This window comes from Geodermatophilus sp. Leaf369 (assembly GCF_001424455.1).
GTDB lineage: Bacteria > Actinomycetota > Actinomycetes > Mycobacteriales > Geodermatophilaceae > Klenkia.
In genome coordinates, this window is record NZ_LMQA01000004.1 from 356080 (window position 1) to 381633 (window position 25554).

24 protein-coding genes are annotated in these 25554 nt (G+C 73.3%); 10 read left to right on the top strand and 14 right to left on the bottom strand.

The window, feature by feature from the left end; translation table 11 throughout:
* Window positions 1-13: 13 nt before the first annotated feature.
* Window positions 14-1837 carry an HNH endonuclease signature motif containing protein gene (locus ASG36_RS18030; protein ID WP_082523305.1) on the bottom strand — a complete coding sequence of 608 codons (1824 nt, stop codon included), beginning with the start codon at window positions 1835-1837 and terminating at the stop codon, window positions 14-16.
* Between the two features lie 120 nt (window positions 1838-1957).
* On the opposite strand from ASG36_RS18030, the gene ASG36_RS18035 reads away from it, so the two are divergent.
* Together ASG36_RS18035 and ASG36_RS18040 are read left to right on the top strand one after the other, a co-directional pair.
* Window positions 1958-2506 carry a dihydrofolate reductase family protein gene (locus ASG36_RS18035; protein WP_055767137.1) on the top strand — a complete coding sequence of 183 codons (549 nt, stop codon included), beginning with the start codon at window positions 1958-1960 and terminating at the stop codon, window positions 2504-2506.
* 7 nt (window positions 2507-2513) lie between these two features.
* Window positions 2514-3371, top strand: coding sequence for an NAD-dependent epimerase/dehydratase family protein (locus ASG36_RS18040; protein WP_055767140.1), 858 nt, complete (start codon window positions 2514-2516; stop codon window positions 3369-3371).
* A gap of 15 nt (window positions 3372-3386) precedes the next feature.
* Here ASG36_RS18040 and ASG36_RS18045 read toward each other — a convergent pair whose 3' ends face one another.
* Window positions 3387-4043: a hypothetical protein gene (locus ASG36_RS18045; protein WP_235495224.1), complete on the bottom strand. Its 657-nt coding sequence runs from the start codon at window positions 4041-4043 to the stop codon at window positions 3387-3389.
* A gap of 36 nt (window positions 4044-4079) precedes the next feature.
* Between ASG36_RS18045 and ASG36_RS18050 the strand changes: the two genes are divergently transcribed.
* Window positions 4080-4313, top strand: coding sequence for a hypothetical protein (locus ASG36_RS18050; protein WP_055767876.1), 234 nt, complete (start codon window positions 4080-4082; stop codon window positions 4311-4313).
* Here ASG36_RS18050 and ASG36_RS18055 read toward each other — a convergent pair whose 3' ends face one another.
* The 4 genes from ASG36_RS18055 to eat are packed head-to-tail and all read right to left on the bottom strand — an operon-like array spanning window position 4314 to window position 8417.
* Window positions 4314-4856: a dihydrofolate reductase family protein gene (locus ASG36_RS18055; RefSeq protein ID WP_055767143.1), complete on the bottom strand. Its 543-nt coding sequence runs from the start codon at window positions 4854-4856 to the stop codon at window positions 4314-4316. It abuts the gene before it with no gap.
* On the bottom strand, window positions 4856-5587 hold the full coding sequence (eutC, locus tag ASG36_RS18060) for an ethanolamine ammonia-lyase subunit EutC (RefSeq protein WP_055767146.1): 732 nt from the start codon (window positions 5585-5587) through the stop codon (window positions 4856-4858). The genes ASG36_RS18055 and eutC overlap by 1 nt, the downstream gene beginning before the upstream one ends.
* Window positions 5584-6996, bottom strand: coding sequence for an ethanolamine ammonia-lyase subunit EutB (locus ASG36_RS18065; protein ID WP_055767149.1), 1413 nt, complete (start codon window positions 6994-6996; stop codon window positions 5584-5586). Before ASG36_RS18065 ends, eutC begins: the two co-directional genes overlap by 4 nt.
* A complete protein-coding gene (eat, locus tag ASG36_RS18070) occupies window positions 6993-8417 on the bottom strand; it encodes an ethanolamine permease (protein ID WP_055767152.1) in 1425 nt (474 codons plus the stop codon). Before eat ends, ASG36_RS18065 begins: the two co-directional genes overlap by 4 nt.
* Before the next feature lie 148 nt (window positions 8418-8565).
* Between eat and ASG36_RS18075 the strand changes: the two genes are divergently transcribed.
* Genes ASG36_RS18075 through ASG36_RS18090 form a run of 4 tightly spaced genes read left to right on the top strand, consistent with a single transcriptional unit; the run spans window position 8566 to window position 12351 of the window.
* Complete coding sequence (locus ASG36_RS18075; RefSeq protein ID WP_055767156.1) at window positions 8566-9597, top strand: siderophore ABC transporter substrate-binding protein; 1032 nt, start codon at window positions 8566-8568, stop codon at window positions 9595-9597.
* A gap of 54 nt (window positions 9598-9651) precedes the next feature.
* Window positions 9652-10644, top strand: a complete 993-nt coding sequence (locus ASG36_RS18080; RefSeq protein WP_200944551.1) for an iron chelate uptake ABC transporter family permease subunit — start codon at window positions 9652-9654, stop codon at window positions 10642-10644.
* Window positions 10641-11600: an iron chelate uptake ABC transporter family permease subunit gene (locus ASG36_RS18085; protein WP_055767162.1), complete on the top strand. Its 960-nt coding sequence runs from the start codon at window positions 10641-10643 to the stop codon at window positions 11598-11600. Before ASG36_RS18080 ends, ASG36_RS18085 begins: the two co-directional genes overlap by 4 nt.
* A gap of 1 nt (window position 11601) precedes the next feature.
* The gene (locus tag ASG36_RS18090) at window positions 11602-12351 is read left to right on the top strand and encodes an ABC transporter ATP-binding protein (RefSeq protein ID WP_055767165.1); all 750 of its coding nucleotides are present in this window, start codon (window positions 11602-11604) and stop codon (window positions 12349-12351) included.
* Window positions 12352-12366: 15 nt separating this feature from the next.
* Here the strand turns inward: ASG36_RS18090 and ASG36_RS18095 are convergent, their stop codons facing one another.
* Window positions 12367-13470, bottom strand: a complete 1104-nt coding sequence (locus tag ASG36_RS18095; protein WP_082523263.1) for a glutamate--cysteine ligase — start codon at window positions 13468-13470, stop codon at window positions 12367-12369.
* A gap of 65 nt (window positions 13471-13535) precedes the next feature.
* Between ASG36_RS18095 and ASG36_RS18100 the strand changes: the two genes are divergently transcribed.
* Window positions 13536-14798, top strand: coding sequence for a M18 family aminopeptidase (locus ASG36_RS18100; RefSeq protein WP_055767168.1), 1263 nt, complete (start codon window positions 13536-13538; stop codon window positions 14796-14798).
* 164 nt (window positions 14799-14962) lie between these two features.
* Here the strand turns inward: ASG36_RS18100 and ASG36_RS22760 are convergent, their stop codons facing one another.
* From ASG36_RS22760 to ASG36_RS18125, 5 genes are all read right to left on the bottom strand, one after another.
* Window positions 14963-16117 (bottom strand): ImmA/IrrE family metallo-endopeptidase, encoded by a 1155-nt coding sequence (locus ASG36_RS22760; RefSeq protein ID WP_055767173.1) that lies wholly within the window; start codon window positions 16115-16117, stop codon window positions 14963-14965.
* On the bottom strand, window positions 16114-16914 hold the full coding sequence (locus tag ASG36_RS18110) for a hypothetical protein (protein ID WP_055767177.1): 801 nt from the start codon (window positions 16912-16914) through the stop codon (window positions 16114-16116). The genes ASG36_RS22760 and ASG36_RS18110 overlap by 4 nt, the downstream gene beginning before the upstream one ends.
* A 353-nt stretch (window positions 16915-17267) precedes the next feature.
* Window positions 17268-18293 (bottom strand): AAA family ATPase, encoded by a 1026-nt coding sequence (locus tag ASG36_RS18115; protein ID WP_055767180.1) that lies wholly within the window; start codon window positions 18291-18293, stop codon window positions 17268-17270.
* Window positions 18293-20662 (bottom strand): excinuclease ABC subunit UvrA, encoded by a 2370-nt coding sequence (gene uvrA, locus ASG36_RS18120; RefSeq protein ID WP_055767183.1) that lies wholly within the window; start codon window positions 20660-20662, stop codon window positions 18293-18295. Before uvrA ends, ASG36_RS18115 begins: the two co-directional genes overlap by 1 nt.
* Window positions 20663-20705: 43 nt before the next feature.
* A complete protein-coding gene (locus ASG36_RS18125; protein WP_082523265.1) occupies window positions 20706-22046 on the bottom strand; it encodes an MFS transporter in 1341 nt (446 codons plus the stop codon).
* A gap of 188 nt (window positions 22047-22234) precedes the next feature.
* On the opposite strand from ASG36_RS18125, the gene ASG36_RS18130 reads away from it, so the two are divergent.
* Entirely contained in the window at window positions 22235-23185 is a 951-nt protein-coding gene (locus tag ASG36_RS18130) for a hypothetical protein (RefSeq protein WP_055767186.1), read from the top strand.
* Here ASG36_RS18130 and ASG36_RS22765 read toward each other — a convergent pair.
* Both ASG36_RS22765 and ASG36_RS18140 read right to left on the bottom strand, forming a co-directional pair.
* A complete protein-coding gene (locus tag ASG36_RS22765) occupies window positions 23182-23394 on the bottom strand; it encodes a hypothetical protein (protein WP_235495228.1) in 213 nt (70 codons plus the stop codon). The two genes, ASG36_RS18130 and ASG36_RS22765, sit on opposite strands and share 4 nt — an antisense overlap.
* Window positions 23395-23519: 125 nt before the next feature.
* Window positions 23520-24458 (bottom strand): siderophore-interacting protein, encoded by a 939-nt coding sequence (locus ASG36_RS18140; RefSeq protein WP_055767193.1) that lies wholly within the window; start codon window positions 24456-24458, stop codon window positions 23520-23522.
* Between the two features lie 97 nt (window positions 24459-24555).
* Between ASG36_RS18140 and ASG36_RS18145 the strand changes: the two genes are divergently transcribed.
* Window positions 24556-25554: an ABC transporter substrate-binding protein gene (locus tag ASG36_RS18145; RefSeq protein WP_055767196.1), complete on the top strand. Its 999-nt coding sequence runs from the start codon at window positions 24556-24558 to the stop codon at window positions 25552-25554.

Genomic DNA, 25554 nt, shown 5'->3' on the forward strand with positions numbered 1-25554 from the left:
GCGCGCCACCGGGTCAGAACGGTGGCCGGTCATGGTCACCTCCCGTCGGTGGGGCGGTGTGCGGCCAGGGCGGTGGTCCCGTCGTGGTCGTCAGCCCCGTCGGGGTGGTGACGGTGAGCCGCCCGTCCGGGTGCAGCTGGTGGTGCCACCCCGGCGCCTGGTGCTTGCCGCGGTGGTGACCGGTGCAGTAGCCGGTGAGGTTGTCCTGCGCCGTCGGCCCCTCCGGCCAGCGGCGGTCGTGGTCGAGCTCCCCGCCGCGGGGCACCCGGCGACGGCACCCCGGGAACCGGCATCGGCGGTCGCGGGCCCGGACGAACCGGTCGAGCGCCCGTCCCGGCCGGTACCCGTCAGTGGCGCCCGGTGGCGTGAGGCCGGGCCGGTCGACCAGGTCATGCGGGCAAAGCTCCGGGCGACGGACACAGCGCGGGCGGCCGCACGAGGACACCCGACGCAGCTCGGGGGCGCCGGTCAGCGCGAGCAGGGTCCCGTTCAGCGCGTCCACCACGGCAACCCGCGGCCGGTCGGCGAGCCCACCCCCTCCGGTCCGGCGGAGCAGGTCGCCGATCTCGTCCTGGAGCGCGGCCCGCGCTCCGGTCATCGCCTGCACGCTGGTCCGGGCCCGGCCCACCACACCTGCGGGCGACGACCGGTGCTGCTCCTCGGTCCGACGGGCAGCGCGTTCGGCCGCCACCACCGCGGCTCGGGCTCGGGACACCTGCCCCCGGGCGCGCTCGACCGCCTCCCCCGCCCGCTGTACCGCAGCATCAGCCGCTGCCCAGCCCGGAGGCCCCTCGCCCTCGGAGGCGGCGCTCGTCCTGAGCGGCGCCTGGTCCGGCGGCGACTCCGTGCCTGCGACCACGCCGGCACACTGCTCGTCGTCGACCGCGCGCTCCGCGGCCACGGGAGGCACCTCTTCGAGCAACCCCAGGGCGCGGGCCAGGTGCCGCACCATCTCGGCCGGCACCACCTGCCCGTCGACCTCGCCTGGCTCGTCGCCGCCGGCCAGGGTCTCTACCGGCGCCACGATCGTGAGCTGCGCGGTCACCACCGGGAGGCCGGTCTCGCCGGGCCGCAGGATCAGGTCGACCAGGCAGTCGGCCATCTTCTGAGACCGGGTGCGCGACTCTGGGTCGTCGTCGATCGAGTCGGCGTACCGCCCCAGCGCATCCAGGCAGGCCCGTGCCTCTGGGGTGGTCAGCACGGCGTTCAGCTGTTCCAGACCGTCCTCCCGGCCGGCCGAGCAGAACACACCCCGCCGACGGACCGCCGCCGCCAACCGCTGCGCCGCCCCCACGGCGTCGTGCCGCAGCACGAGCACCCGAGCCCGCTCGGTCAGCTGCGACGGTGTGGTCACCCGACCCGTCATCCAGGTGAGCAGCTCGCGCTCGACCCGGGCGCGCACACCGGGGTCCTCGATCGCCCCGACCCGCTCGGTGAACGCCCACAGGTGGCCCGGGTGGATGACCCCGCCCTCCAGGGCCTCCAGCGTGGCGGGCAGCCGGTGCACGAGGGTCAACGACCGGACCAGCAGGGCCTGCGCAGCGTGCTGGGTGATCTGCAGGGCGACCACCAGCTCCTGCGCCGCCCACTCACTGACCTCCGCGAGCACCCGCGGTCGAGCCGCCCGCGTCTCCGCCGAGGCACAGCCCGGCTCTCCCGGCTGGCGGTCGGCGGAGGCCGACCGCAGCGCTGCGAACTCGGCCACTGCCCGTGCCTGTGCTGCGGTCGCCCGACCGATGGCCGTGGCCTCCCGCTGCACCTCGCCCAGCGGCCCGCCCGAGGTGACGACAGGCGGGAACCAGGCCAGCTCCCGCACCGGGCTCTCCATCGTCGACATGTGTTCGATCATATGTTCGAGCACCGACAGTTCCTGCTGGTCAGCGCCCACCTGTGGACAGCGGACCGTTGTCCACAGGCGGCGCCCGGAACTGTCGGAGGCCCCTGCCAGAGTGCGGTCATGACCTTCACCGGACACGTCTTCCTCGGCATGAGCGTCGACGGCTTCATCGCCCGCGACGACGACTCGCTCGACTTCCTCTCCGGCAGCGGGGAGGACGCCGGCGACGCGGGGTTCACCCCCTTCGTCGACAGCATCGACGCCCTGCTGATGGGCCGCGGCACCTACGACGTCATCGCCGGCGAGCAGGAGTGGCCCTACCAGGGCAAGCCCCTGCACCTGCTGAGCACGACCGTGGCCGACGACGCCGATCCGCGACTGGCCGCCGTGCACCGCACCGTCGACGACGCGATCGACGCCCTGGACGCGGCGGGCGTCGGCCGGGTCTACGTCGACGGCGGGCGCACCGTGCGCGAGCTGCTGGCCCGGGGCCGGATCCAGACCCTGACGCTGTCCCGGGTACCGGTGCTGATCGGGTCCGGTGCCTCGCTGTTCGGTCCACTGCCCCGCGACGTGGAGCTCGAGCACGTCTCGACCGAGGTGCTGGGCGGCGGGATGGTGCAGACGACCTACCGCGTCCGGGAATCGTTGCAGGCCGAGAGCGATTGACCCGGCCATGGACGTCTTCCTCACCGGTGGAACCGGTCTCGTCGGATCCCACGTGCTCACCGCCCTCCTCGCGGACGGGCACACCGTCCGGGCGCTGGCCCGCAGTGACGCCTCCGCCGCCGCGGTCGAGGCCGCCGGCGCCACCGCCGTGCGCGGGGAGCTCACCGACACCGACCTCGTCGCCCGCGAGGCCGTCGACGCCGACGGCGTCATCCACACCGCCTCCCCCGGCGACGAGAGCAGCGCCGACGTGGACCAGGCGTTCCTGGACGCGGTGCTCGGCGCGATCGCCAACAGCGGCAAGCCCTACCTGCACACCGGCGGCTGCTGGGTGCACGGCTCGGGCCAGATCGACGAGGACACCCCGCGGGCCGCACCGCAGCTCACCGCCTGGCGGCAGCCGCTGGACGAGCGGGTCACCTCCGCCCGCGACGGCTTGCGCTCCGTGCTGATCGAGCCCGGCATCGTCTACGCCACCCAGGACGGGCAGGTCACCGGGATCACCGGCGTGGTGCTCGGCGGTCCGACCGATGACGACGGGGCCACCCAGCTGCCCGGCAGTGGAGACCAGCACTGGACCACCGTGCACGCCGCCGACCTGGGCCGGCTCTACTCCCTCGCGCTCACCCACGCCCCGGCCGGCAGCACCTACCTCGGGGTGAGCGGCCAGAACCCGACCGTCCGCGAGATCGGCGAGGCCGCCGGCCTGCGCGTGGTCGGCACCTCCGACGAGGCCACCAACGAGCGGCTGGGCCTGTTCGGCGAGGCGCTCCTGCTCGACCAGCAGGCCACCGGCGGGAAGGCCCGCACCGAGCTGGGCTGGACCCCCACCGAGGCCTCACTGCTGGAGACCGTCGCACGCTGACCGCGAGCCCGGGGGTCAGCCGGTCGGTACGTCGACCGTGACCTCCGGGCCCAGCGTCGCGTCGACCAGCTCGAGCCGGTCGCCGGACCAGAAGCTGCCCGGGTCGTAGGAGTTCAGCGGCTGGTCGCCGGGGAGCAGGCCCATCGCGGTGTAGGTGGCGGCGACCAGCTCGGCGCAGAACACCGTCTCGGCCGAGGTGTGCTTCTGCACCAGTCCCGACGCCCAGCCCCGGGCCAGCCGGAACGTGGTCGGGAACGGTCGGCCGTCGAGCCGGGCGATGGTCTGCAGCACCGCGTCCTCCATGGCCGGGGTGACCCCGCCGTCGTCGGCCGGGCCGACCAGCTGCCGCAGCCATGCCCGCTGGCCGTACTCCTGCCGCCACACGGTCACCGCGTCCCGCAGGTCGTGCAGCTGCACCCCCCGCTGGTGGGTGCCGGTCCACACGTCGGGCAGCGACTTGCCCAGCTCGGCGTGCCACAGCAGCGGCGGCAGGTCGTCGAGCACCACGGCCATGCCGACGTGGTTGACCGGCGCGTTGGTCAGCGTCTGGATCGCCCGATCGGCGACCGAGACCCCGCGGAACAGCCACACGTCGCCGGTGCGGGTCAGGTCGACCGCCGCGTCCAGCGTCAGCGGGGTGGGTCGGTTCGGGCGGCTCACCAGCGGGGACACGCGGCCACGCTAGGGGGCGCCGCTACCGTGCCGGGCATGCGCCGCGACACCCTGGGAAAGCTCATCGGACTGGCCGGCATCGCCGGGGTCGCCGCCACCGGGGTCGTGATCGCCCGCGACGAGCGGGAACGCCGCGCCTACTCCGCCGACGACGTCCGCTCCCGGCTGCACGAGCGCGCCGCGGCCGCGGCGGAGACCCCGGTGCCCGTGCCGGGACCCGAGCCGCGGGAGAACCCGATCCAGGCCCTGCGCCGACGCCTCCGCCGCTGATCAATCGGGGACCACGGCCCGGTAGTCCACGAGCAGGTGGCCGGTCGGGCTGGTGACGCTCCGGACGGTCTCCCACCGCAGGGCCGGGACGCCGTCGAACAGCCTTCGTCCGCGGCCGGCGACGGTCGGGGCGATCACGAGGGACAGCGTGTCCACCAGCCCGGCAGCGAGCAGCGTCTGCAGCACCGAGAGGCTGGCGTGCACGCCGATGTCGCCCCCGGGATGCTCACGCAGCTCCCGCACCGCCGCGACCAGATCGCCCTCGATCACCCAGCTGCCGGACCACTCCCGGTCCAGCGGGGTGCTCGTGGCGACATATTTGGGCACCCCGTTGACGAAGGACGCGAACGGCTCGATGTCGCTGTCGGGCCAGTAGGGCGCCCACTCGTCCCAGCTGCGCCGGCCGAGCAGCACGGCGTCCTGGGTGTCGATGACCCGGGCGAGGTTGGCGTCCATGACGTCGTCCCAGGTCGAGATGAACTCGTCCGGCGCCTCGGCGACGCCGTCCAGGGACACCAGCTCGTAGGCGACGACTCTGCGCATCAGCCCGCACCCACGGGCAGCGCGACCCCCTCGTCCTTGAGCACGACCCCCGAGGCACCGAGCTCCCGGGATGCCTGCAGCAGTGCGACCAAGGTGTCCGCCGCCTGCGCGTAGCCGAGCCCGTGCGGCGGCCGGACGTTGGAGATGCAGTTCCGCTCGCTGTCCGCCCGGCCGGTGCGAGGTCCGAAGGTCAGGTAGAGGCCGAGACTGTCGGCCGAGGAGAGTCCAGGCCGCTCCCCCACCAGGACGACGACGATCCGGGCTCCCAGCGCCTCGCCGATCGGGTCACCGAGGGCCACCCGGGCCTGGGTGGCGACCACCAGCGGGGCGATCGACCAGCCCGGGAGTCGTTCGAGCACCGCGGCGACGGTCCCCGCCGCGTGCTCGGAGACCGCCAGCGGGGACAGACCGTCGGCGATCACCAGCGCCAGGTCGTACTCCCCCGTGGGCAACGACGCCGAGGAGGAGAGCTGGCGGCCGAGATCGGGTCGCTGTAGGTAGGTCGCCCGGTCCGGTGCGGCCGACTCGACCTGGAGCACCTCGAGACCGGTGTCCGCCAGCGATGCGACCAGGGCCGGCACGTCCAGCGGGGAGTGCACGGCGTCCCGGGCAGCGGCGTGCGCGGCCCGGAACTCCAGCAGCCGCGCCGTCGGCAGCCCGTCGCCGGCCCGACCGAGAGCGACCCGGGCGCGGGTCGCCGAGCGCAGCAGGTCGAAGGCGTCCGAGCTCATCGTGCCGCCGCCAGCAGCGCCCGGGCGGCCGGTGCGTCCGCGGTCAGCTCGCGCACCCGACCGTCCGGGCCGAGCAGGTCCATCCGGCCCAGCCAGGCCTCGAACTCCGGCGCGGGCCGCAGGTCCAGCACCTGGCGGGCGGTGAGAACGTCCTGGAACGACAGCGACTGGTAGTGCAGCATCACGTCGTCCGAGCCCGGGACGGCGATGACGAACGAGCAGCCCGCCGCCCCCAGCAGCACGGTGAGGGTGTCGGTGTCGTCGGGGTCGACGTCGGTGTGGTTCGTGTAGCAGACGTCCACGCCCATCGGCAGGCCCAGCAGCTTGCCGCAGAAGTGGTCCTCCAGCCCGGCCCGGATCACCTGCTTGGCGTCGTAGAGGTACTCCGGGCCGATGAAGCCGACGACGGTGTTGACCAACAGCGGGTCGTAGTGCCGGGCCACCCCGTAGGCCCGGCACTCCAGGGTCTGCTGGTCGACCGGCGCCCCGCCGACGCCGAGGTGCGCGCCGGCCGACAGCGCCGACCCCTGCCCGGTCTCGAAGTACGTCACGTTCGTGCCCACGGTCCCCCGCTTGAGCTCGAGCGCCGCGGCATGGGCCTCCGACAGCAGGTCCAGCGTCACCCCGAACCCGTCGTTCCCGCCCTGCGTCCCGGCCACCGACTGGAAGACCAGGTCGACCGGGGCGCCCTTCTCCAGCGCCCGCAGCGTCGTCGTCACGTGGGCGAGCACGCAGGACTGCGTGGGGATCTCGTACCGGGTGATGACGGCGTCGATGAGCTCCAGCAGCGCGATGGTCTGGGCCGGGGAGTCCGTGGCCGGGTTGATGCCGATGACCGCGTCGCCCGAGCCGTGCAGCAGCCCGTCCAGCAGGGACGCCGTGACGCCCACGGCGTCGTCGGTGGGGTGGTTGGGCTGCAGCCGGGACGCCAGCCGGCCCGGCAGCCCGATGGTCGACCGCAGCCCGGTGACCACCCGGGCCCGCCGGCCGACGGCGATCAGGTCGGCGTTGCGCATCAGCTTGGACACCGCCGCGACCATCTCCGGGGTCAGCCCGCGGGCCAGCCCGGAGATCGCGGCCTCGTCCGCGGCAGCGGCCCGGGCCAGCAGCCACTCCCGGAACCCGCCGACGGTCAGCGACCGGACCGGGTCCAGGGCGCCGGCGTCCAGGGTGTCGAGCACCAGCCGGGTGACGTCGTCGTCCTCGTAGGACACCACCTGCTCGTCCAGGAACGTGGTGAGCGGCAGGTCGGCGAGCACCGTCTGGGCGGCGACCCGCTCGGCCTCCGACCCCGCCGCGCAGCCGGCCAGCACGTCCCCCGACCGGTGCGGCGTGGCCTTGGCCATCACCTCGACCAGCGAGGGGAACTCGTAGGTGTGCCCGCCCAGCGTGGCCCGCCGGGCCGTCATCGGACGTCGTCCGCAGCGGCGGCCAGGGCCGCGAACTCCTCCTCCGGGGCCGAGGCGACCAGGTGGTGCCGGCTGTAGAAGGCGAAGTAGGCGATGAAGAGGGCGAAGGCGACCAGGGTGAGCCCGGCGGCGAGCGGGTCGACCAGGAACGTGGCCAGCACCGCGAGGACGGCGAGGACCAGGGCGATCGAGGTCGTCGTCGTCCCGCCCGGGGTGCGGTAGGGCCGCTCGAGGTCGGGCTCGCGGCGGCGCAGCACGATGTGGCTGACCATCATCAGCACGTAGGAGACGGCCGCGCCGAACACCGCCATGTTGAGCAGCGTCGCGCCCTGGCCGGTGAGGGTGAGCAGGAAGCCGACGACGCCGGGCACGATCAGCGCGAGCACCGGGGCCTTGCGGCTGTTGGTCACCGACAGCGCGCGGGGCAGGTAGCCGGCCCGGGAGAGGGCGAAGGTCTGCCGGCTGTAGGCGTAGACGATGGAGAAGAAGCTGGCGACCAGGCCGACGAGGCCCATGTAGTTCACGACGGTCTGCAGGGTGCCCGGCTGGAGGGCGTCGACCGGCGGGTTCGCCGACTCGGAGATGACCTGCGCGCCGCCGGCGCCGGTGGTGAACACCAGCATCAGGATCGCCAGCGTGGCCAGCACCGCCATCGCGGCGAGGATGCCCTTGGGCATCGCGCGGGCCGGGTCCTTGGCCTCCTCCGAGGCCAGCGGCACGCACTCGACGGCGAGGAAGAACCAGATGCCGAACGGGAACGCGGCCCAGATGCCGAGCAGGCCGAAGGGCAACCAGTCCGAGGCGCCGGCGGCGTCGGTGGGCACGATGTCGGTGAGGTTGGCGGCGTCGAAGTCCGGGATGGCGCCGATGAGGAACAGCACCAGGCCGACGACGGCGACCGCTGCGATCGCGAGCATGACCTTGAGCGCCTCGCCGACGCCCATCAGGTGCACGCCGATGAACAGGGCGTAGACGGCGAGGTAGACCCACCAGCCGTCGGTGATGCCGAACAGCCCGAGCGACTCGACGTAGCCGCCGATGAAGGTGGCGATGGCGGCCGGCGCGATCGCGTACTCCAGCAGGACGGCGACGCCGGTGGCGTAGCCGCCCCAGGGGCCCAGCGCCCGGCGGGCGAAGGTGTAGCCACCGCCGGCGGTCGGCAGCGCCGAGCCCAGCTCGGCCAGGCCGAACACCATCGCCGTGTACATGATCCCCATCAGCACGGTGGCGATCAGCAGACCGCCGAACCCGCCCTCGGCCAGGCCGAAGTTCCAACCGGCGTAGTCCCCGGAGATGACGGCGGCGACACCGAGCCCGGCGAGCAGGGTCCACCCGGCGGTGCCGGTGCGCAGCTGTCGTTTCGCGAGGTACTCGCTGGTCCCTGGGGCGGTGCTGGGCGGGGCGGTGGGTTCAGCGGTCACGGCGGGCCTCCGGCTCTGCCGGCCCCACGGGCCGGATGCCGCTCACCTTGGCCCGGCTGCGTTCCGGGGGCAATGCCCGTGCGTTACGCCCCTGCGGCATCGCAGGCCCCACGACTTAGGTGGTCCTCACTGAGGTTAGCCTCACCTCATGACCACGCCTCGCCGATCCCTGACCGCCCTGGCTGCCTGCACCGGCGCCGCCGTGCTGCTCTCCGCCTGCGGGTCCTCCGTAGAGGAGGACACCGCCGGGGCGAGCCCCGCCGACACCGTGACCGTCGCGAACGCCCTGCCGACGCTGACCCTGGTGGAGGAGGACGGCGAGTCCAGCCTCCAGGAGGACCTGGACACCGAGCGGGGCTCGGTGGAGGTGCCGCTGGCCCCCGAGGCCGTGGTGACCTTCGACATCGCCACCCTGGACACCCTGGACAGCATCGGCGCCGGCGACTCCGTGGTGGGGATCCCCGACGTGACCCTGCCGGACTACCTCGCCGAGTACGCCTCGCTGCCCACCGTCGGCACCCTGTTCGAGCCGGACTTCGAGGCCGTCGCCGAACTGGACCCCGACCTGATCGTCACCGCCGGTCGCAGCACCGGTCAGTACGACGAGCTGGCCGAGATCGCCACCACGATCGACCTCACGGGCGGGTACGGCGGCACGTTCGACCCCGAGGCCGCGATGGCCCGCGCCGAGCAGCTGGGCGAGGTCTTCGGACGCGAGGACGAGGTCGCCGAGCAGGTGGCCGACCTCGAGGGGCAGGTCGAGGAGATCGCCGACAGCGTGTCCGGGACGGCGCTGGTTCTCTCGGTGTCCGGCGGGGAGTACAGCGCGTTCGGCGAGGGGTCCCGGTTCGGCTGGTTCTACGACACCCTCGGCTTCACCCCGGCCGTCGTCGCCGCCCAGCTGCCCGGCGAGCCCGGCTCGCCGCACGGCGAGAGCGTCAGCAACGAGTTCATCCTGAGCGCCGCCCCCGAGTGGATCATCGCCTTCGACCGCGGCGCGGCCACCGGGGACTCGGCGACGCTCGAGGCCACGCTGGACAACGAGCTGGTGGGCCAGACCGTGGCCGCCGAGCAGGACCAGGTGGTCTACCTGCCGGCCAGCGAGCTGTACATCGTGACCAACGGCCTCACCGCGATCGGCAACGTCCTCGACGTGGTCCAGGACGCGGTCCAGGCCTGACGTGCGGCCGCACCCGAGGAGCACGCGCTGAGGGGGCACACCGGGCGCTGGCTGGTGGCGGGGGTCGTCGTGGTGGTGGCCCTCGCCGCCGCCTCGCTGGCCATCGGCGTGGCCGAGACCGACTCGTTCGTCCTGCTGGCCAGCCGGGTGCCGCGGACGGCGGCCCTCGTGCTCGCCGGCGTCGCGCTGGCCGTCACCGGCCTGATCATGCAGCTGCTCACCCGCAACCGGCTCGTGGAGCCCTCCACCACCGGGGCGACCGAGGCGGCCGGGCTGGCGCTGGTGGCCGTGCTGGTGCTCACCCCCGCGCTCGGCCTGCAGCTGATGGCCCTGGTCGCCACCGGCGGTGCGCTCGTCGGGGTGCTGGGGTTCCTGGCCCTGGTCCGCCGGCTGCCCACCCGGTCGACCGTGCTGGTGCCGGTCGTCGGCATCCTCTACAGCGGTGTCATCGGGGCGGTGGCCACGTTCGTCGCCTACCGCCTGGACCTGTTGCAGCAGCTGCTGAGCTACGGCGTCGGGGACTTCTCCGGCATCCTGCGCGGGCGCTACGAAGTGCTCTGGCTGGCCGCTGCGGCCGCCGTGGTCGCGTGGGTCGCCGCCGACCGGTTCACCGTCGTCGGCCTGGGTGAGGACGCCGCCCGCGGGCTGGGGTCCGACACCCGGGTCACCTTCGCCCTGGGCGTCGGGATCGTCGCCGTCGTCACCGGGGTCATGACGGTGATCACCGGGACGATCCCCTTCCTGGGGCTCATCGCCCCCAACGTCGTCAGCCGCCTCATCGGGGACAACATGCGTCGCGCCGTCCCCCTCGTCGCGCTCCTGGGGGCTGCCCTGGTGCTGCTCAGCGACGTGGTCGGCCGGCTCGTGCGCTACCCCTTCGAGCTGCCCATCTCGGTGGTCATGGGCGTGCTCGGCGGGGTCGTCTTCCTCTGGCTGCTGCTGAGCACCTCGCGCAGCACCGACGCCCCGCCCACGGTGTCCCGCGCCCGCATCCGGGCCGCCGAACGCGCCCGACGCGCCTCGGACCTCGACCGGACGCCGTCGTGACCACGGCCCTGCGCAGCCCCCGGGTGCGCATCCCGCTGCTGGTGGCCCTGGCGGCGCTGGCCGTCGTCGGCTACCTGGCCACCGACCTGCCCCGGGCGTGGGAGTACGCGCTGGGCCTGCGGTGGCGCACGGTGGCCGGGATGGCGCTGGCCGCGACCGCGGTCGGGGTGTCCACCGTGCTGTTCCAGACGATCACGGCCAACCGCATCCTCACCCCCGGGATCATGGGGTTCGACGCGGTGTTCCTCGCCGTCCAGGTGGCTGTCGCCTTCCTGCTGGGACCGGCACTGCTGGTGGGTGCCCCGCCGCTGGCCTCCTGGGCGGTCGAGCTGGTGGTCGTGAGCGGCTCGGTGGTGCTGCTGTACTGGTGGCTGTTCCAGCGTCGGCGGCTGGACCTGCACGTCATCGTGCTGGCCGGCCTGGTGCTGGGGGTCCTGCTGCGGGCGGTGACCTCGTTCCTGCAGCGCCTGCTCGACCCCGACACCTTCGCGATCGTCGCCGACCTGACCTTCGCCAGCTTCACCTCGATCGACCGGGAGCTGCTGCTCCCCAGCGCGGTCGTGCTGGCCCTGGCGCTGGCCTCGCTCTGGCCGGTCCGCCGGGCGCTGGACGTGCTGGCCCTGGGCGAGGCCGCGTCGATCTCCCTGGGCGTGGACCACCGCCGGGTGGTGATGCACACCGTCCTGGTGATCGCCGTCCTCGTCGGGGTCTCCACCGCACTGGTCGGGCCGGTCACGTTCTTCGGCCTGCTGGTGGCCAACGTCGCCTACGCGGCCGTGGGGCACCGGCACTCCCGCAGCATCCCCGCCGCCGTCGCCATCGGCGTCACCACCCTCGTCGGCGGACAACTCGTCCTGGACCGGCTGCTGGGCTTCAGCACCGAGCTGCCGGTGGTCGTGGAGTTCGCCGGCGGGTTGTTCTTCGTCGTCCTCGTGCTGACCGGAAGGGCCCGCTGACATGATCACCACCACCGGGGTGAGCAAGCGCCACGGCCAGCTGCTCGCCGTCGACGACGTCACCGTCGACATCTCCCCGGGCCTGACCGCCATCATCGGGCCCAACGGCGCGGGCAAGTCGACGCTGCTGGCCGCGATCGGGCGGCTGGCCAGGATCGAGGGCGCGATCACCGTCGGCGGGTTGGACATCGCGGCCACCCGCTCGAAGGAGCTGGCGCGCCGCCTGGCGATCCTGCGGCAGGACAACAGCACCGTGATCCGGCTCAGCGTCGCCGAGCTCGTCGCCTTCGGCCGGTTCCCGCACGGGGGTGGCGGCCGCTCCCCCGAGGACGCCGACCACGTGGCCCGGGCGCTGGACCTGCTGGGGCTCACCGACGTCGCCGACCGGTTCCTCGACGAGCTCTCCGGCGGTCAGCGCCAGCGCGCGCACGTGGCGATGGCCCTGGCGCAGGACACCGACCACCTGCTGCTCGACGAGCCGCTGAACAACCTGGACCCGCGGCACGCGGTGGGCCTGATGAAGCTGCTGACCCGGCTGGTGGCCGACCGCAGGCTCACCGTCGTCGTCGTGCTGCACGACCTGAACGTCGCCGCCCGCTTCGCCGACTCCGTGATCGCGATGCGCGAGGGCCGCGTCGTCCACCACGGCCCTGCGGCCGAGGTGCTGACCGGCCCGCACCTGAGCGAGCTGTACGAGACACCCGCGCGGATCGAGTCCGTGGCCGGGCAGCCGGTGGTGGTCTGGGAGTGACGGACGCCGGACGGGTCACCCCGCTGCGGTGCCCCCGACGGCCAGCAGGTCGCGGACGACGGCGCCGGGGTCGCCGGTGCGGGCCAGCACGTCGCGCTGCCGGACGGCGGAGGTGCCCCGCGCCAGCAGCTGCTCGGCCAGCCCGGTGACCTCGGCCAGCTCCCCGCGGGAGTCCAGGTCCGAGCCGAGCTCACGGAGCAGCCCGGTCACCGCGGCGGCGGCGTCCCCCAGCTCACCGGTCACCGGGTCGAGCAGCTGCCCGGAGAGTCCGCTGCGGGCGGCCCGCCAGCGCGAGGCCCGCAGCACCTCGGGCCGGACGACGGGTGCCGGGTCGCCGTCCCCGGCGCGGGCGGCGAGCACCGTGACCAGCGAGCGGCAGAGCGCGGCGTGCAGGACGACGTCGTCCAGGTCGGTGCACACGTCGCCCATCCGGAACTCGACGGTGGGCACGTGGGTGGAGGGCCGCAGGTCCCAGTAGAGCTGGGAGCCGTCGGGCACCATCCCGCTGCCCACCAGGGCGGCGACGACGGCGCGGTAGCCGGCGGCGTCCCCCAGTGCCTCGGGCGGGCCTGAGACCGGCCAGCGCGACCACCAGACGGTGCGCCAGGAGTCGTAGCCGGTGGTGACGCCGTCGTGGAACGGGGAGCTGCCGGTCATCGCCAGCAACAGCGGGAGGTACGGGCGGGCGCGGTCCATCACGGCGACGGCGGTGTCGAGGTCGGGGACGCCGACGTGCACGTGGGTGCCGCAGATGTCCTGGCCGGTGGCCAGGCCCGCCCAGCGCTCGACCATCGACCGGTAGCGCGGGGCGTCGGTGAGCACCAGGTCATGCGGGGACGCGGTGGGGTGGGTGGAGGCGGCGAGGACGGTGAGCCCGTCGGTCTGCGCGGCGGCGACGGCCTCGGCGCGGGTCTGTACGAGCTCGGCGCGGACCTGGTCCAGGGTGGTGCAGACGCCGGTCGCCGTCTCCAGCTGGGTCGTGGAGATCTCGGGCTGCACGTGCGGCCCGGCCTCACCGCGGACGGCGGCGTCGGCGACGAGGGAGCTGGCGGCCAGCGCGCCGGTGGCGGGGTCGACGAGGTGGAACTCCTCCTCGACGCCCAAGGTCGAACCGGTCATGCCGTACTCCAGGTGATCACGCAGGGTGCGGCGGCGAACGGTACGGGGTGCGCGAGGATGGAGACGTGGACCTCACCCTCGGCGACGACCTCCGTTCCTTCGTCGACGCCTCCCCCTCCCCCGGGCACGCTGCCGCCGAGATCGCCCGCCGCCTGATCGAGGGCGGGTTCCGGGAGCTGACCGAGACCGACCTGTGGGAGCTGTCCCCCGGCGACGCGGTGTTCACCGTGCGCGGGGCCAGCGTGGTCGCGGTGCGGGTGGGCACGGAGCCCGCCCACGAGGCGGGGCTGCGGATCATCGGCGCGCACACCGACTCCCCCACCTTCCGGGTGCGCCCGCGGCACGACGTGCGGCAGGCCGGGTACCGGCTGGTCGGGGTGGAGCCCTACGGCGGCGGCCTGTGGCACACCTGGCTCGACCGCGAGCTCACCGTGGCCGGGCGCCTGGCGCTCCGCGGGGGGACGACGACGCTGGTCACGCTCCCCGGTGCGCCGCTACGGCTCCCCTCGCTGGCGATCCACCTGGACCGCTCGGTGCGCGAGGGCCTGACCCTGGACCCGCAGCGCCACCTGCAGCCGGTGTGGGGCTCGGACCTGGACACCGAGCCCGGCCTGCTGGAGGCCCTGGCCGCCGCCGCGGGCGTCGCGGCCGGCGACATCGTGGGCCACGACCTGGTGCTCGCCGACACCCAGCCGGCCGCCCGCGCAGGTGCCGACGGCAGCTGGATCGCCGCGCCCCGGCTGGACGACCTGGCCTGCTGCCACTCGGGGCTGCTGGCGCTGCTCGGTGTTTCCGCGGAAACACGGCACACCCAGGTGCTGGTGTGCAACGACCACGAGGAGGTGGGCTCGGGGTCGGCCTCCGGCGCCCGCGGCTCGTTCCTGGAGGACGTGATCAGCCGGCTGGCGGGCTCGCAGCCCCAGGCGTTCGCCCGCACCATCGCCGCCTCAAAGCTGGTCAGCGCCGACATGGCCCACGCGGTGCACCCCACCCGCTCCGAGCGGCACGAGCCTTCCCACCAGCCGGTGCTCGGTGGTGGACCGGTGTTGAAGCTGAACGCGAACCAGGCCTACGCCACAGATGCGGTGTCGGGTGGCTGGTTCACGGAGCGTTGCGAGGCGGCTGGGGTGCCGGTGCAGCACTTCGTGTCCCGGGCGGACCTGCCGTGTGGGTCGACCATCGGGCCGCTCACGGCCACTCGCCTCGGCTTGTCCACAGTCGACGTCGGGGCGCCGCAGCTGGCGATGCACTCGGTGCGGGAGCTGGCATCGGCTGCGGACGTACCTCTGATGGTGGCTGCGTTCCGTAACTGCCTGCAGATTTCCTGAGCTCCCAGCAAACCGTCTACATAAAGGATCCGACGCTCGCCTAGGGCATCCACCATTTTCGCGGTTCAGGTGAATGGGCTGAAACTCAAGTCTTGGTCGTGGAGCGAAACCGTCCGGTGGTCCAGCCGCTTGTACGGTGACCACCGGACGGCTAGTCGACCGCCCTACTTACCGCCTTCAGCGCGCAGCAAGCTCAGTGGCCGCCGCTCCCCCGACTCCGATTCCACAGCGGCCTGCGCCTGCGGAGTTCGAGAGGTGATGCAGTTGAACAGGACCATTGGCGCCCGAGCCTCGGCAGCCAAGGCGCTGGCCTCGACCCCGTGGGCGCCAAGCAGCTCGACCGTCGCTGGTAAGAGCGACGGCTGCTCGACCGCGACACGTGGGCCCGGCTCCCGGCGACGCCAACCGCGTGCGGAGACTGAGGTCATCGCGTTCTTGTAAGTCGCTTCCGACATGACGCCCAGGCGTCGAGACCGGAACAGGAGCGACTGCATGCTCACACCCCACTGCTCCTTGAGCAGTGCGAACTTCGTCCAGTCAGCTCGGGCGGGAAGCAGGCCCGCGATCTCGCCAGCAGGCATAAGCAGCTCGGCCGCGAAGCGGTGAGCTTGCTCCTCGACAATTCTGCTCCCCGGTTCGGCTTCTGCGTGCATCACGAGGTGACCGAGCTCGTGAGCAACATCGAAGCGTTGCCGAAAGTAGTCGTCCTTGAGTGGGTTCAGGACAATAAGCGGCCTAGCAGAGCTCTCGAAGGAGTAGGCGTCAACCGACGAGGACTCCTGCGTCCCGAATACCACGATGATGCCGTGATTCTCGGTCGCTCGAACCGCATGCCCGAATGGGCCCGCCGGAACGGACCACTCGCGCCGCAGACACCGCGCGGCCTCCTCGGGCTGGGTCCCACAGTCGCCGTCCTCAGCGACCGGCCACCGCGGAAGCTCGAGCGGAGGGAACTCCACGTGCCGCTGCAGCGCCGTAGCGACTCCAGCAGCAAGACGCCCATAGGCCCCAGCCTGGTCTCGAACCACCTGGGATGTAGATCGCAGGGACCGGAAGTGGGGAGTCGTCGGCGGTGCCTCAAGACCGGGTAGGAAGAACTCCGCTGGGACGCCCAGCGCCAGTGCCAACTGCGCGACCGTCGCCGGGGCGGGCCTCTTCGCCCCTGTCTCGTAGGCGGCGACCGAGGTTGGCGTCTTCCCGATCGCTTCAGCCAACCCGTTCTTGCGGTAGCCGGCCAAGTGCCGGGCGAGCGTCAGACGTCTCCCGTCAAACAGCTGAGCTACGTCACTAAAGCGCTCGCCGGAATGGGTGCCACTCACGCCTGCGGTCCACCGTGCGCACTGGCTCCGTCACCGCCATCGGACTGCTTTTTCCGCCGCAGAGTCACGGGAGCATCTTCCACCTGAACAACAGGGTCAGGCCCAGGGCCAGCCGCGCCGGAGTCAGCACCACGGGCACCAGCAGACCCCGGAGTCAGAGCAACCAGGTCGGTCGTCCACCACCACGACTCACCCGAGTCGTCGTCCAGGCGGGGATGGCCGATCACCAGCTCCCCTTCGCCAGTCTCGGAGCTCAAGGCATGGGCCAGGACGAGAGTCGGGGTCCGCACCACCTGGCTCCTCAGCAAGTCCGAGACCCCGGCCAGAGGCAGCATCAGCTGGCCGGGCCCGGGCTGACGTGCCACCTGACGCTTTGTCGGGCTCTTCTGGTTCCACACGATCTTCTGGACCTCGCCTTGCTGCGCCGCTGCGAGGAGGAAGCGCCACTGGCCCGCACGCCAACCCGGCGACCCGTTGAGGTCATCGCGGCGCACCAGCCCCGCCTGGATCGAGGGCATCGACTGCAGTTCCCCCGACATCAGCCCGGCTTGGAGAACGTCTAGATCGCTCCCGACAGTGGCGTGCTCTCCCAGGCTGTGTCTTCCAGTCGAGAAGCACCGGTCCAGGCGGTCCACCATCAGCTTGTACCGGGTCATCCCGAACCAGGCCTGGTCGTATCCAGTCTCGAAGTCGAAGTCCTGCATCGAACGTCGCCGGGCGGACCCGAATGACCACGTCATGGCGGCGAAGACCCCGTTGGTGCCGAGCTCCTCCTGGACATCTCCCTGCTCGCTCATGCTACAACTCTAACCCCTAGTCCAAGATTGTGTCCAGAACTGAACCGCACGGCGGTTCACCGGTCGTAGCCTGAACCGTCTCGTCTTTCAGCGGAGTGCTCTACGTCGTTCAGCATTCGGCACACCGATTGTGAGTACGCCGCGCGGTTGTGAGTACGTCGCGCAGTGTCCTCACCGCCCGCCACACAGGGGATGACAAGACCTGACAAGGATGGTCAACATGGCCTCGGACACGACTCTGATGCCAAGCCCCGGCAAGGTCCTTCTTACGTACTCCGCTCATCTGCTGAGCACTCCCGGCACCGGCGCAATGCCGGCCCACACCGCCACTGTCCACCTCTTGAAGGACTGAGCTACCCGAGCCAGCGCTGCCAGCGCGAGAGCTCGGTGGCCGACCCCGGATCCCCACCCAACGCCCGAGCAGCCTCAGCAACATCGTCCGCCGTCAACGTCGTCACATCGGCCCGGTCCAGCGACTCCATGTCCCGGCTCTCGTCCCGCGTCAGCCGCAACGCCTGCCGGTTCAGGGCCTGTTCGAACAATGTCCGAGCGAACCGCGCATTGCCCGTGTCCTCACCAGCACGCAAGCCAGCAAGGGTCCGGCGGAGGGTCTCCAGGGCACCCGGCTCCAGCACGTACTCGTGCTGGGCCACGATGCTGACGAAGATCGCCTCCAGCTCGGCCGTCGAGTAGTCGGGGAACCGGACCTCACGCGCGAAGCGGGAGCGCAGGCCGGGGTTCGAGAGGAGGAACGACTCCATGAGCCGCGGGTAGCCGGCGACGATGACCACCAGGCGGTGGCGGTGGTCCTCCATCCGCTTGAGCAGCACCTCGATCGCCTCGGGCCCGAAGTCCTGTCGGCCGTCGCCCTCGGGGGCCAGCGAGTAGGCCTCGTCGATGAACAGCACGCCGTCGAGGGCCGACTTGACCACCCGGTCTGTCTTGATCGCCGTCGAGCCGACGTGCTGACCGACCAGCGCGGCACGGTCGACCTCGACCAGGTGGCCCTTCTGCAGCAGGCCGACCGCCCGGTACATCTCGGCCAACAGGCGGGCCACCGTGGTCTTGCCGGTGCCCGGGTTGCCCATGAACACCAGGTGCTGGGACGTCGCCGCCTCCGGCAGACCGTGCGCCTTCCGGCGCGCCTGCACCTGCAGGAACGCCACCAGCGCCTGCACCTGCTCCTTCACCTCGGCCAGGCCGACGAGCGCGTCGAGGTCGGCCTGGATCACCGCGAGGGGACGGGCCGGCGCCGGCTTGGCACCGAACAGGTCGCTCACCAGGTCGTCGACACCACGCCCGCCGGGCCGCGGGAGCTGCTCGCCCAGGCGGACCACGGTCTCGCGGAGTTCATCGAGTGGCTTACGGCCGGAGGGCATCAGCCGAATGTAGGCGCGCGGGGCGCGAGGAACCGGGCGGTGACGCTGCCCGAGGCGGCCACCTGCTCTGGCGTCCCGGCAGCAACGATCTGGCCGCCGGCGTCGCCTCCACCAGGCCCCAGGTCGAGCACCCAGTCGGCGTCGGCGACGACGTCCATGTCGTGCTCGACCAGCACCACCGTGTTGCCCGCGTCCACCAGCGACTGCAGCTGGCGCATCAGCACCTCGACGTCCGCCGGGTGCAGCCCGCTGGTCGGCTCGTCCAGCAGGTAGACCGTGTGCCCGCGACGGGCCCGCTGCAGCTCGCTGGCCAGCTTCACCCGCTGGGCCTCACCACCCGACAGCTCCGTCGCCGGCTGCCCCAGGCGCAGGTAGCCCAGGCCGACCTCCTGCAGCGCACGCAGGCTGCGGGCGGCGGCGGGCACGCCGGCGAAGAACTCCTGCGCCGCCTCGACGGTCAGGTCGAGGACCTCGGCGATGGTCTTGCCGTCGACGGTCACCTCGAGGGTCTCGGCGTTGTACCGGGCCCCGTGGCAGGTCGGGCAGGGCGCGTAGGTGCCGGGCAGGAACAGCAGCTCGACGGTCACCGCGCCCTCCCCCTGGCACGTCGGGCAGCGGCCCTCGGCGACGTTGAAGGAAAACCGGCCCGCGGTCCAGCCGCGGGCCCGCGCCTCGTCGGTGCCGGCGAACAGCGTCCGGACGGCGTCGAACAGGCCCGTGTAGGTGGCCAGGTTCGACCGCGGCGTCCGGCCGATCGGCTTCTGGTCCACCCGCACCAGGCGGTCGACGGCGTCGACGCCCTCGGCCCGGACGTCGGACTCCCCCGACAGGACCTCGGCCAGCACCTGGCTCACCAGCGTCGACTTCCCCGACCCGGACACCCCGGTGACCGCCGTCAGCACCCCCAGCGGGAACCGCACCTCGACGTCCCGCAGGTTGTGCCGGCTGACGCCGGACAGGGTCAGCCACCGGACCGGCTCGCGCCGCGGCCGAGCGACGGGCGCGCGGGGAGCCAGGAAGAGACGCGTCACCGACTCCTCGACGTCCGACAGCCCGGCGACCGGACCGCTGTACAGCACCCGGCCGCCGTGCACGCCGGCGTGCGGGCCGACGTCGACGATCCAGTCGGCCCTCCTCGCCAGCGCCATGTCGTGCTCGATCACGAACAGCGAGTTGCCCGCGGCGGTGAGCTGGTCGAGCACGGTGAGCAGCTGCTCGGTGTCCGCCGGGTGCAGCCCGGCCGAGGGCTCGTCGAGCACGTAGACGACGCCGAACAACCCCGAGCGCAGCTGCGTGGCGATCCGCAGCCGCTGCAGCTCCCCCGGCGACAGCGTCGGCGTCGTCCGGTTCAGCCCCAGGTAGCCCAGGCCGAGGTCGACGAGCACCTGGATGCGGCCGACCAGGTCGGCGACGATGCCCGCGCCCACCTCAGGGAGGGAGACCGACAGCAGCACCGGGACCAGGTCGGTCATCGGCAGCGCGGTCAACTCGGCGATGCTCCGCCCGGCCACCGTGACGGCCAGGGACTCCGGGCGCAGCCGGCTGCCACCGCACACCGGGCACGGATTGGTCTGCACGTACTGCAGCACCCGGCGGCGCAGCGTCGGGCTCTTGGTGTTCGCCAGCGTGTGCATCACGTAGGCCCGGGCGCCCTGGAAGCGGCCGGTGTAGTCGCGCTGGATCTGCCCGGGCCCGCGCACCGGGTGCACGGTCACCTCGGGCGTCTCGTCGGTGAACAGGATCCAGTCCCGCTCGTCGGCCGGCAGCTCCCGCCAGGGCCGGTCGATGTCGTGGCCGAGCTCGGTGAGGATGTCGCGCAGGTTCTTGCCGTGCCAGGCACCGGGCCACGCAGCGACCGCGCCGTCCCGGATGCTCAGCGACGGGTCGGGCACCAGGGTCTGCTCGGTGACCTCGTAGACCGTGCCCAGCCCCGAGCACTCCGGGCAGGCGCCCGCGGCGGTGTTCGGCGAGAACGCGTCGGAGTCCAGCCGCCCCGCACCCGTTGGGTACTCACCGGCGCGGGAGAACAGCATCCGCAACGAGTTCGACAGCGTCGTCACCGTGCCGACGGTCGACCGGCTGCTCGGGGTCCCCCGGCTCTGCTGCAGCGCCACCGCCGGCGGCAGCCCGGTGATCTCCTCGACCGTCGGAGCACCCACCTGCTGGATCAGCCGGCGGGCGTACGGGGCCACCGACTCGAAGTACCGGCGCTGCGCCTCGGCGTAGATCGTGCCGAACGCCAGCGACGACTTCCCCGACCCCGACACCCCGGTGAACACCACCAGGGAGTCCCGGGGGACGGCGACGTCCACGTTCTGCAGGTTGTGCTCCCGGGCTCCCCGGACGCGCACGTACGGGTCGTCGGTCACCCGGCCAGCCTCCCCTGCGCGGCGGTCCGACGCCGACCGGGGCTCAGCTGACCGCGAGCAGCCGCAGGTCGCGGGCGTACACGCCGGCGCCGCGGCGCACCGGGACGACGACCGGCAGGACGTCGGTCCACGCCGGACGACGCAGCGCCGGCATCCGCACCGTCGCGCCGTCCAGCGTCAGGGTCAGCACGGCGGCCACCACCGCGAGCAGTGCCACCGTGCCCAGCGCGACGGGCAGCCCGGCGGTCGAGGCCAGGAAGCCGATCGCCGGCGGCCCGCCCAGCAGGCCGGTGTAGCCCACCGTCGTGGCCAGCGCGATGCCCGAGGCGCCACCGAGCGCACCGGCCCGGGCGATGGCCAGCGGGAACACGTTGGCCAGGCCCAGCCCGACCAGGCCGAAGCCGGCCAGGGCCACCGGCAGCGACGACGGCACGACCACCAGCAGCGCACCCACCGCGGCCAGCAGCGAGCCACCGACCAGCAGCCGGCGCTCCCCGAACCGGGTCACCAGCTGCCCGCCGGCCAGCCGCCCGCAGGCCATGGTCAGCGCGAAGCCGGCGTACCCGGCGGCGCCCAGCAGGGAGGAGGCGCCGAGGTCCTCGCGCAGGTGCAGCGCACCCCAGTCGGTCAGTGCGCCCTCGCCGTAGGCGGTCGCCCCGGCGATGGCGCCCAGGACGACGAGCGCTGCGGTGGGGCGGTCCATCGGCGCACGGTCGGCCCGGGGCAGCACGGGCTCCCGGGCGACGGCCGGGTCGCCGTCCGCACCGACCAGCACCGGCACCACCCAGGCGGTGACCAGCAGACCCAGCCCGGCGACGACGACGAAGTGCGGCAGCACGTCCAGGTGGGCCGCGGCGAGGCCGCCGACCAGGGCGCCGCCGAGGCCGCCGAAGCTGAACGCGGCGTGCATCCCGGACAGCAGCGGGCGCCGGGCCCGGCCCTCGACCTGCACGCCGACGGAGTTGGCGGCCACGTTGACCATGCCGGTCACCGCGCCGAACGCCAGCAGCGCCGCGCACAGCTGGGGCACCGAGGTGGCCAGGCCGGGCAGCACCGCACCGACGCAGAGCGCGACGGCGGCCAGTGAGGCGACGAGGCCGGCGCCCAGCCGGGCGGCCAGTGCGCCGGTCACCGCCATCACGGCCAGCGCACCGAGGGACAGGCACAACAGGGCCAGGCCCAGCGTGCTGTGGTCGGCGCCGACCTGCGCGCTGACCCCGGGCACCCGGGCGGCCCAGGAGCCGAAGACGAATCCGTCGAGGGCGAACAGCGCGCAGACGGCGGTGCGCAGCCGGCCCAGGGAGGGCAACGGCGCGCGGCTGGCAGCGGTGCGGACGAGACCGGCGACCGGCTCGCGGGCACGCAGGAAGAAGGGTGCAGACATGGGGGGACCTCGCTGGAGAGTGGGGGCGCGGGTGGCGGAAGGTGGGCACACGACCTCGGGCGCAGATCCCCACGGTGCCAGCCGAGACCGGCGAAAGCTCCTGAAACGCCCAGGTGGGAGCCGTGATGGTCCGCACGTGAGCCGGGCCACCGGTTGCCGCCCCCACCCGGGGGCCGCAGGGTCGGGCCATGACCGGGTCCTTCTCACGGGGGTTGGCTGCTGGCGCGGCCGGCACCACCGTCCTCAATGCCGTCACCTACCTCGACATGGCCGTCCGCGGCCGCGATGCCAGCTCCACGCCCGACAAGACCGTCGACGCGATCGCCGACGCCGCCGGGACGAAGGTCCCCGGCAGGCGGGGCGAGCGGGACAACCGCCGCACCGCCCTCGGCGCCCTCAGCGGCATCGGCAACGGCGTCGCCGTGGGCGTGCTCGCCAGCCTGGCCCGCGCCGCGGGCGTCCGGCTGCCCAGCGCCGTCGGCGCCGTGGCCACCGGGGCCGCCGCGATGGCGCTCACCGACGGCGCCACCGCCGCCCTCGGCGTCGACGACCCCCGCCAGTGGTCCTCCCGCGACTGGGTCTCCGACGCCCTCCCCCACCTGGCCTACGGCGCTGCCGTGCAGGCCGTGGTCGAGGCGATCCCGACCCCGAAGGAGTTCCCGAAGAAGGCGGCCGGTGCCGGGCTCACCGTCCGGTCGGCGCTGCTCGGCGTCGCCACCGGCTGCCGCAGCTCGCTCGGGCTGTCAGCCCCCGCGCTGACCAACCCCGAGGGTGGCGCACTGCGCAAGGTCGGCGCGCTGGGCGCGATCGGCGCCGAGGTCTACGCCGACAAGCTCGAGGGCACCCCGGCGCGCACCAGCGCCCAGGGCCTGCCGCTGCGCTTCGCCTCGGCCGCCGGTGGCGCCGGTGCGCTGGCAGCCCGCGAGGACGCCAACGCCGCGCTGCCGATCCTGGCCGGCATGGCCGGGGCGGCCGCCGGTTCCTGGGGCGGGCTGGGCTGGCGCACCTGGGCCTCGAAGCGGGTGCCGGACTGGCAGGCCGCGGTGATCGAGGACGGCGTCGCCCTCGTCCTCGCCCTCGTCGCGACCCTGCCCAACCGGAAGCCCGCCCCGCAGCGGATCACGCTCACCGCGGTCTAGTCCGGCAGCTCCCCGAGCAGCCAGCCGGGCCCGGCCACCCGCACCCCCGCGGGCAGCCGGGCCCGGAGACCGCGATCGGCGGTCACCACCAGCACGTCGTCACCCAGCCCACCGCACGCGGCCACCAGGGCGTCGTCCCCACTGCCGGGTGCGCGCACCAGCCGCACCCCGTCGACGTCGGGCACGTCCCGCGCAGCCCCCTCGACCACCGCCACGACCGTGCACGGCAGGGCGGCCAGCCGGGTCAGCAGCCGCGACGTCGCACCGGCGCGGTCCCGCCACCAGCCGTCCGGCCGGGAGCCGACGACGTTGGCGACGTCGACCAGCAGGACGGTCAGCCGCGGGACCCCTCGCGCCAGTAGCCCATGAACGCCACCGCCTCGCGGGGGACGTTGAGGTCGCGGACCAGGTGCCGGCGCAGCTTCTTGACCACCCCGGCCTCACCGGCCAGCCACGCGTAGCAGCGGGTGTGGGCGCCGGCCTCGGGCACCTCCCAGAGGATGCCGTCGGTCAGGTCGACGTCGTCGGGGTCGACCCCGGGCGTCGAGCGGGCGATGCCCAGCTCGCAGAGCGCGGTGTGCACCGCGATGCCGAGCTGCTCGCCGCGCGGGCGAGAACCCCGGGCCAGCCAGCGCACGTCGGCCCCCGCCGGCAGGTGCAGCGGCAGGAAGTCCCCCGCCTCGGGCACCTCGAGCACGGCGACGACCCGCGGCCCGGGCTCCAGCGACTCCAGGATGCCGGCGATGGCAGGCACCGCGGTCTCGTCGCCGGCCAGGAAGAGGGTGTCGGCCTCGATCGGCGGGGTCCACTCCACACCCCAGCCGCGGCCGGTGCCCGGGCGGTCGGGGCCCAACAGCACGATCTCCGAGCCGGGGACGGCGCTCGCGGCCCAGGTGGCGGCCGGGCCGGCGTGCGCGTCGGGGGTGCCGTCCTCGGCGATGCCGTGCAGGACGACGTCGACGTCGAGCTCGGCGACGTCGGGCCGGAACGCCCGCGCGGTGTAGGTGCGCAGGTGCGGCCGGGTGTCCTCGGGCATCGCGCAGTACCGGACGTACCAGTCGGGCCCGGCGGCAGCGAGCAGGTCGCCGACCGACTCCCCGCCGTTGGGCAGGATCAGCTTGAAGCGCTGGTCGTCGCCGGCGAAGCCGAAGTCGGCCATCTCCGGACCGGTCAGGGTCACCCGCAGGAAGCTCGGGGACAGCCGTTCGGTGCGCGCCACGGAGGCGGTGAAGAACCGGTAGACCGGCTGCAGGGTCTCGACGGTGCTGGTCACGCGGGCTCCCCGGGTCGGTGGTGTGATCGGCGTACGAGGTGAGGCTAGCCTAACCAGCCATCGCGGGGAACCACCCCGTTCCACCTCGGGAGCTCCTGTGCACAGCACCCCCCGCCGCCTGCTCGGCGGCATCCTGGCCACCGGCCTCGCCCTCACCGCCGCCGGTTGCGGCAGCAACGACGACAGCTCGCCGGCAGCAGCAGCCGACGCGGGCTGGGAGTTCACCGACGACCGCGGCGTCACCGTCACCCTCGACGAGGCCCCCGACCGGGTCGCCGGCATCAACGACGTCGTCAGCTCGCTGTGGAACTACGGCATCGCGCCGGTCGCCACCTTCGGCCAGACCTCGGCCGCCGACGACGTCTCCTTCGCCGACCGCGACCTGTCCGACGTGGAGATCGCCGGCACCACCTACGGCGAGATCGACCTCGAGGCCCTGGCCGCCGCCGACCCCGACGTCATCGTCACCTCGGTCTACCCGACCGACACCGAGGGCACCCTGGACCTCGAGCAGCCGCTGTACGGCATCGCCTCGATGGAGCAGCAGGAGCAGCTCGAGGCCATCGCCCCGATCGTGGCCATCGCCTGGTCCGGCTCGGCCGCCGACGTCATCGAGCGCACCGCCGACCTGGCTGTCTCCCTGGGCGCCGACGAGGGCGAGATCGCCGACCTGCGCGCCGACTACGACGACGCCGCCGCGGCCCTGACCGAGGCCGCGGCCGGCGGGGTCACCGTGCTGCCGGTCGCCGCCTACGCCGGGGAGGGCTTCTACATGGCCAAGGCCGCCGACGACCCCTCGCTGCGGCTCTACTCCGACCTGGGCGTGCAGTTCGTCGACCCGGGCGGCTCGGACTACTACTGGCAGACCGCCGGCTGGGAGTCCATCACCGACTACCCGAGTGACGTGCTGCTCTACAGCCTGCGCGGCGCGATGACCCCGGAGGAGATGTCCACCCAGCCCACCTACGGGCTGCTGCCCGCGGTGCAGGCCGACCAGGTGCACCCGTGGGAGTACCAGGGCATGGACTACCCGGCCCAGGCCGGCTACATGGAGCGCCTCGCCGGCTGGCTGACCGACAGCCAGAAGGTCACCTGA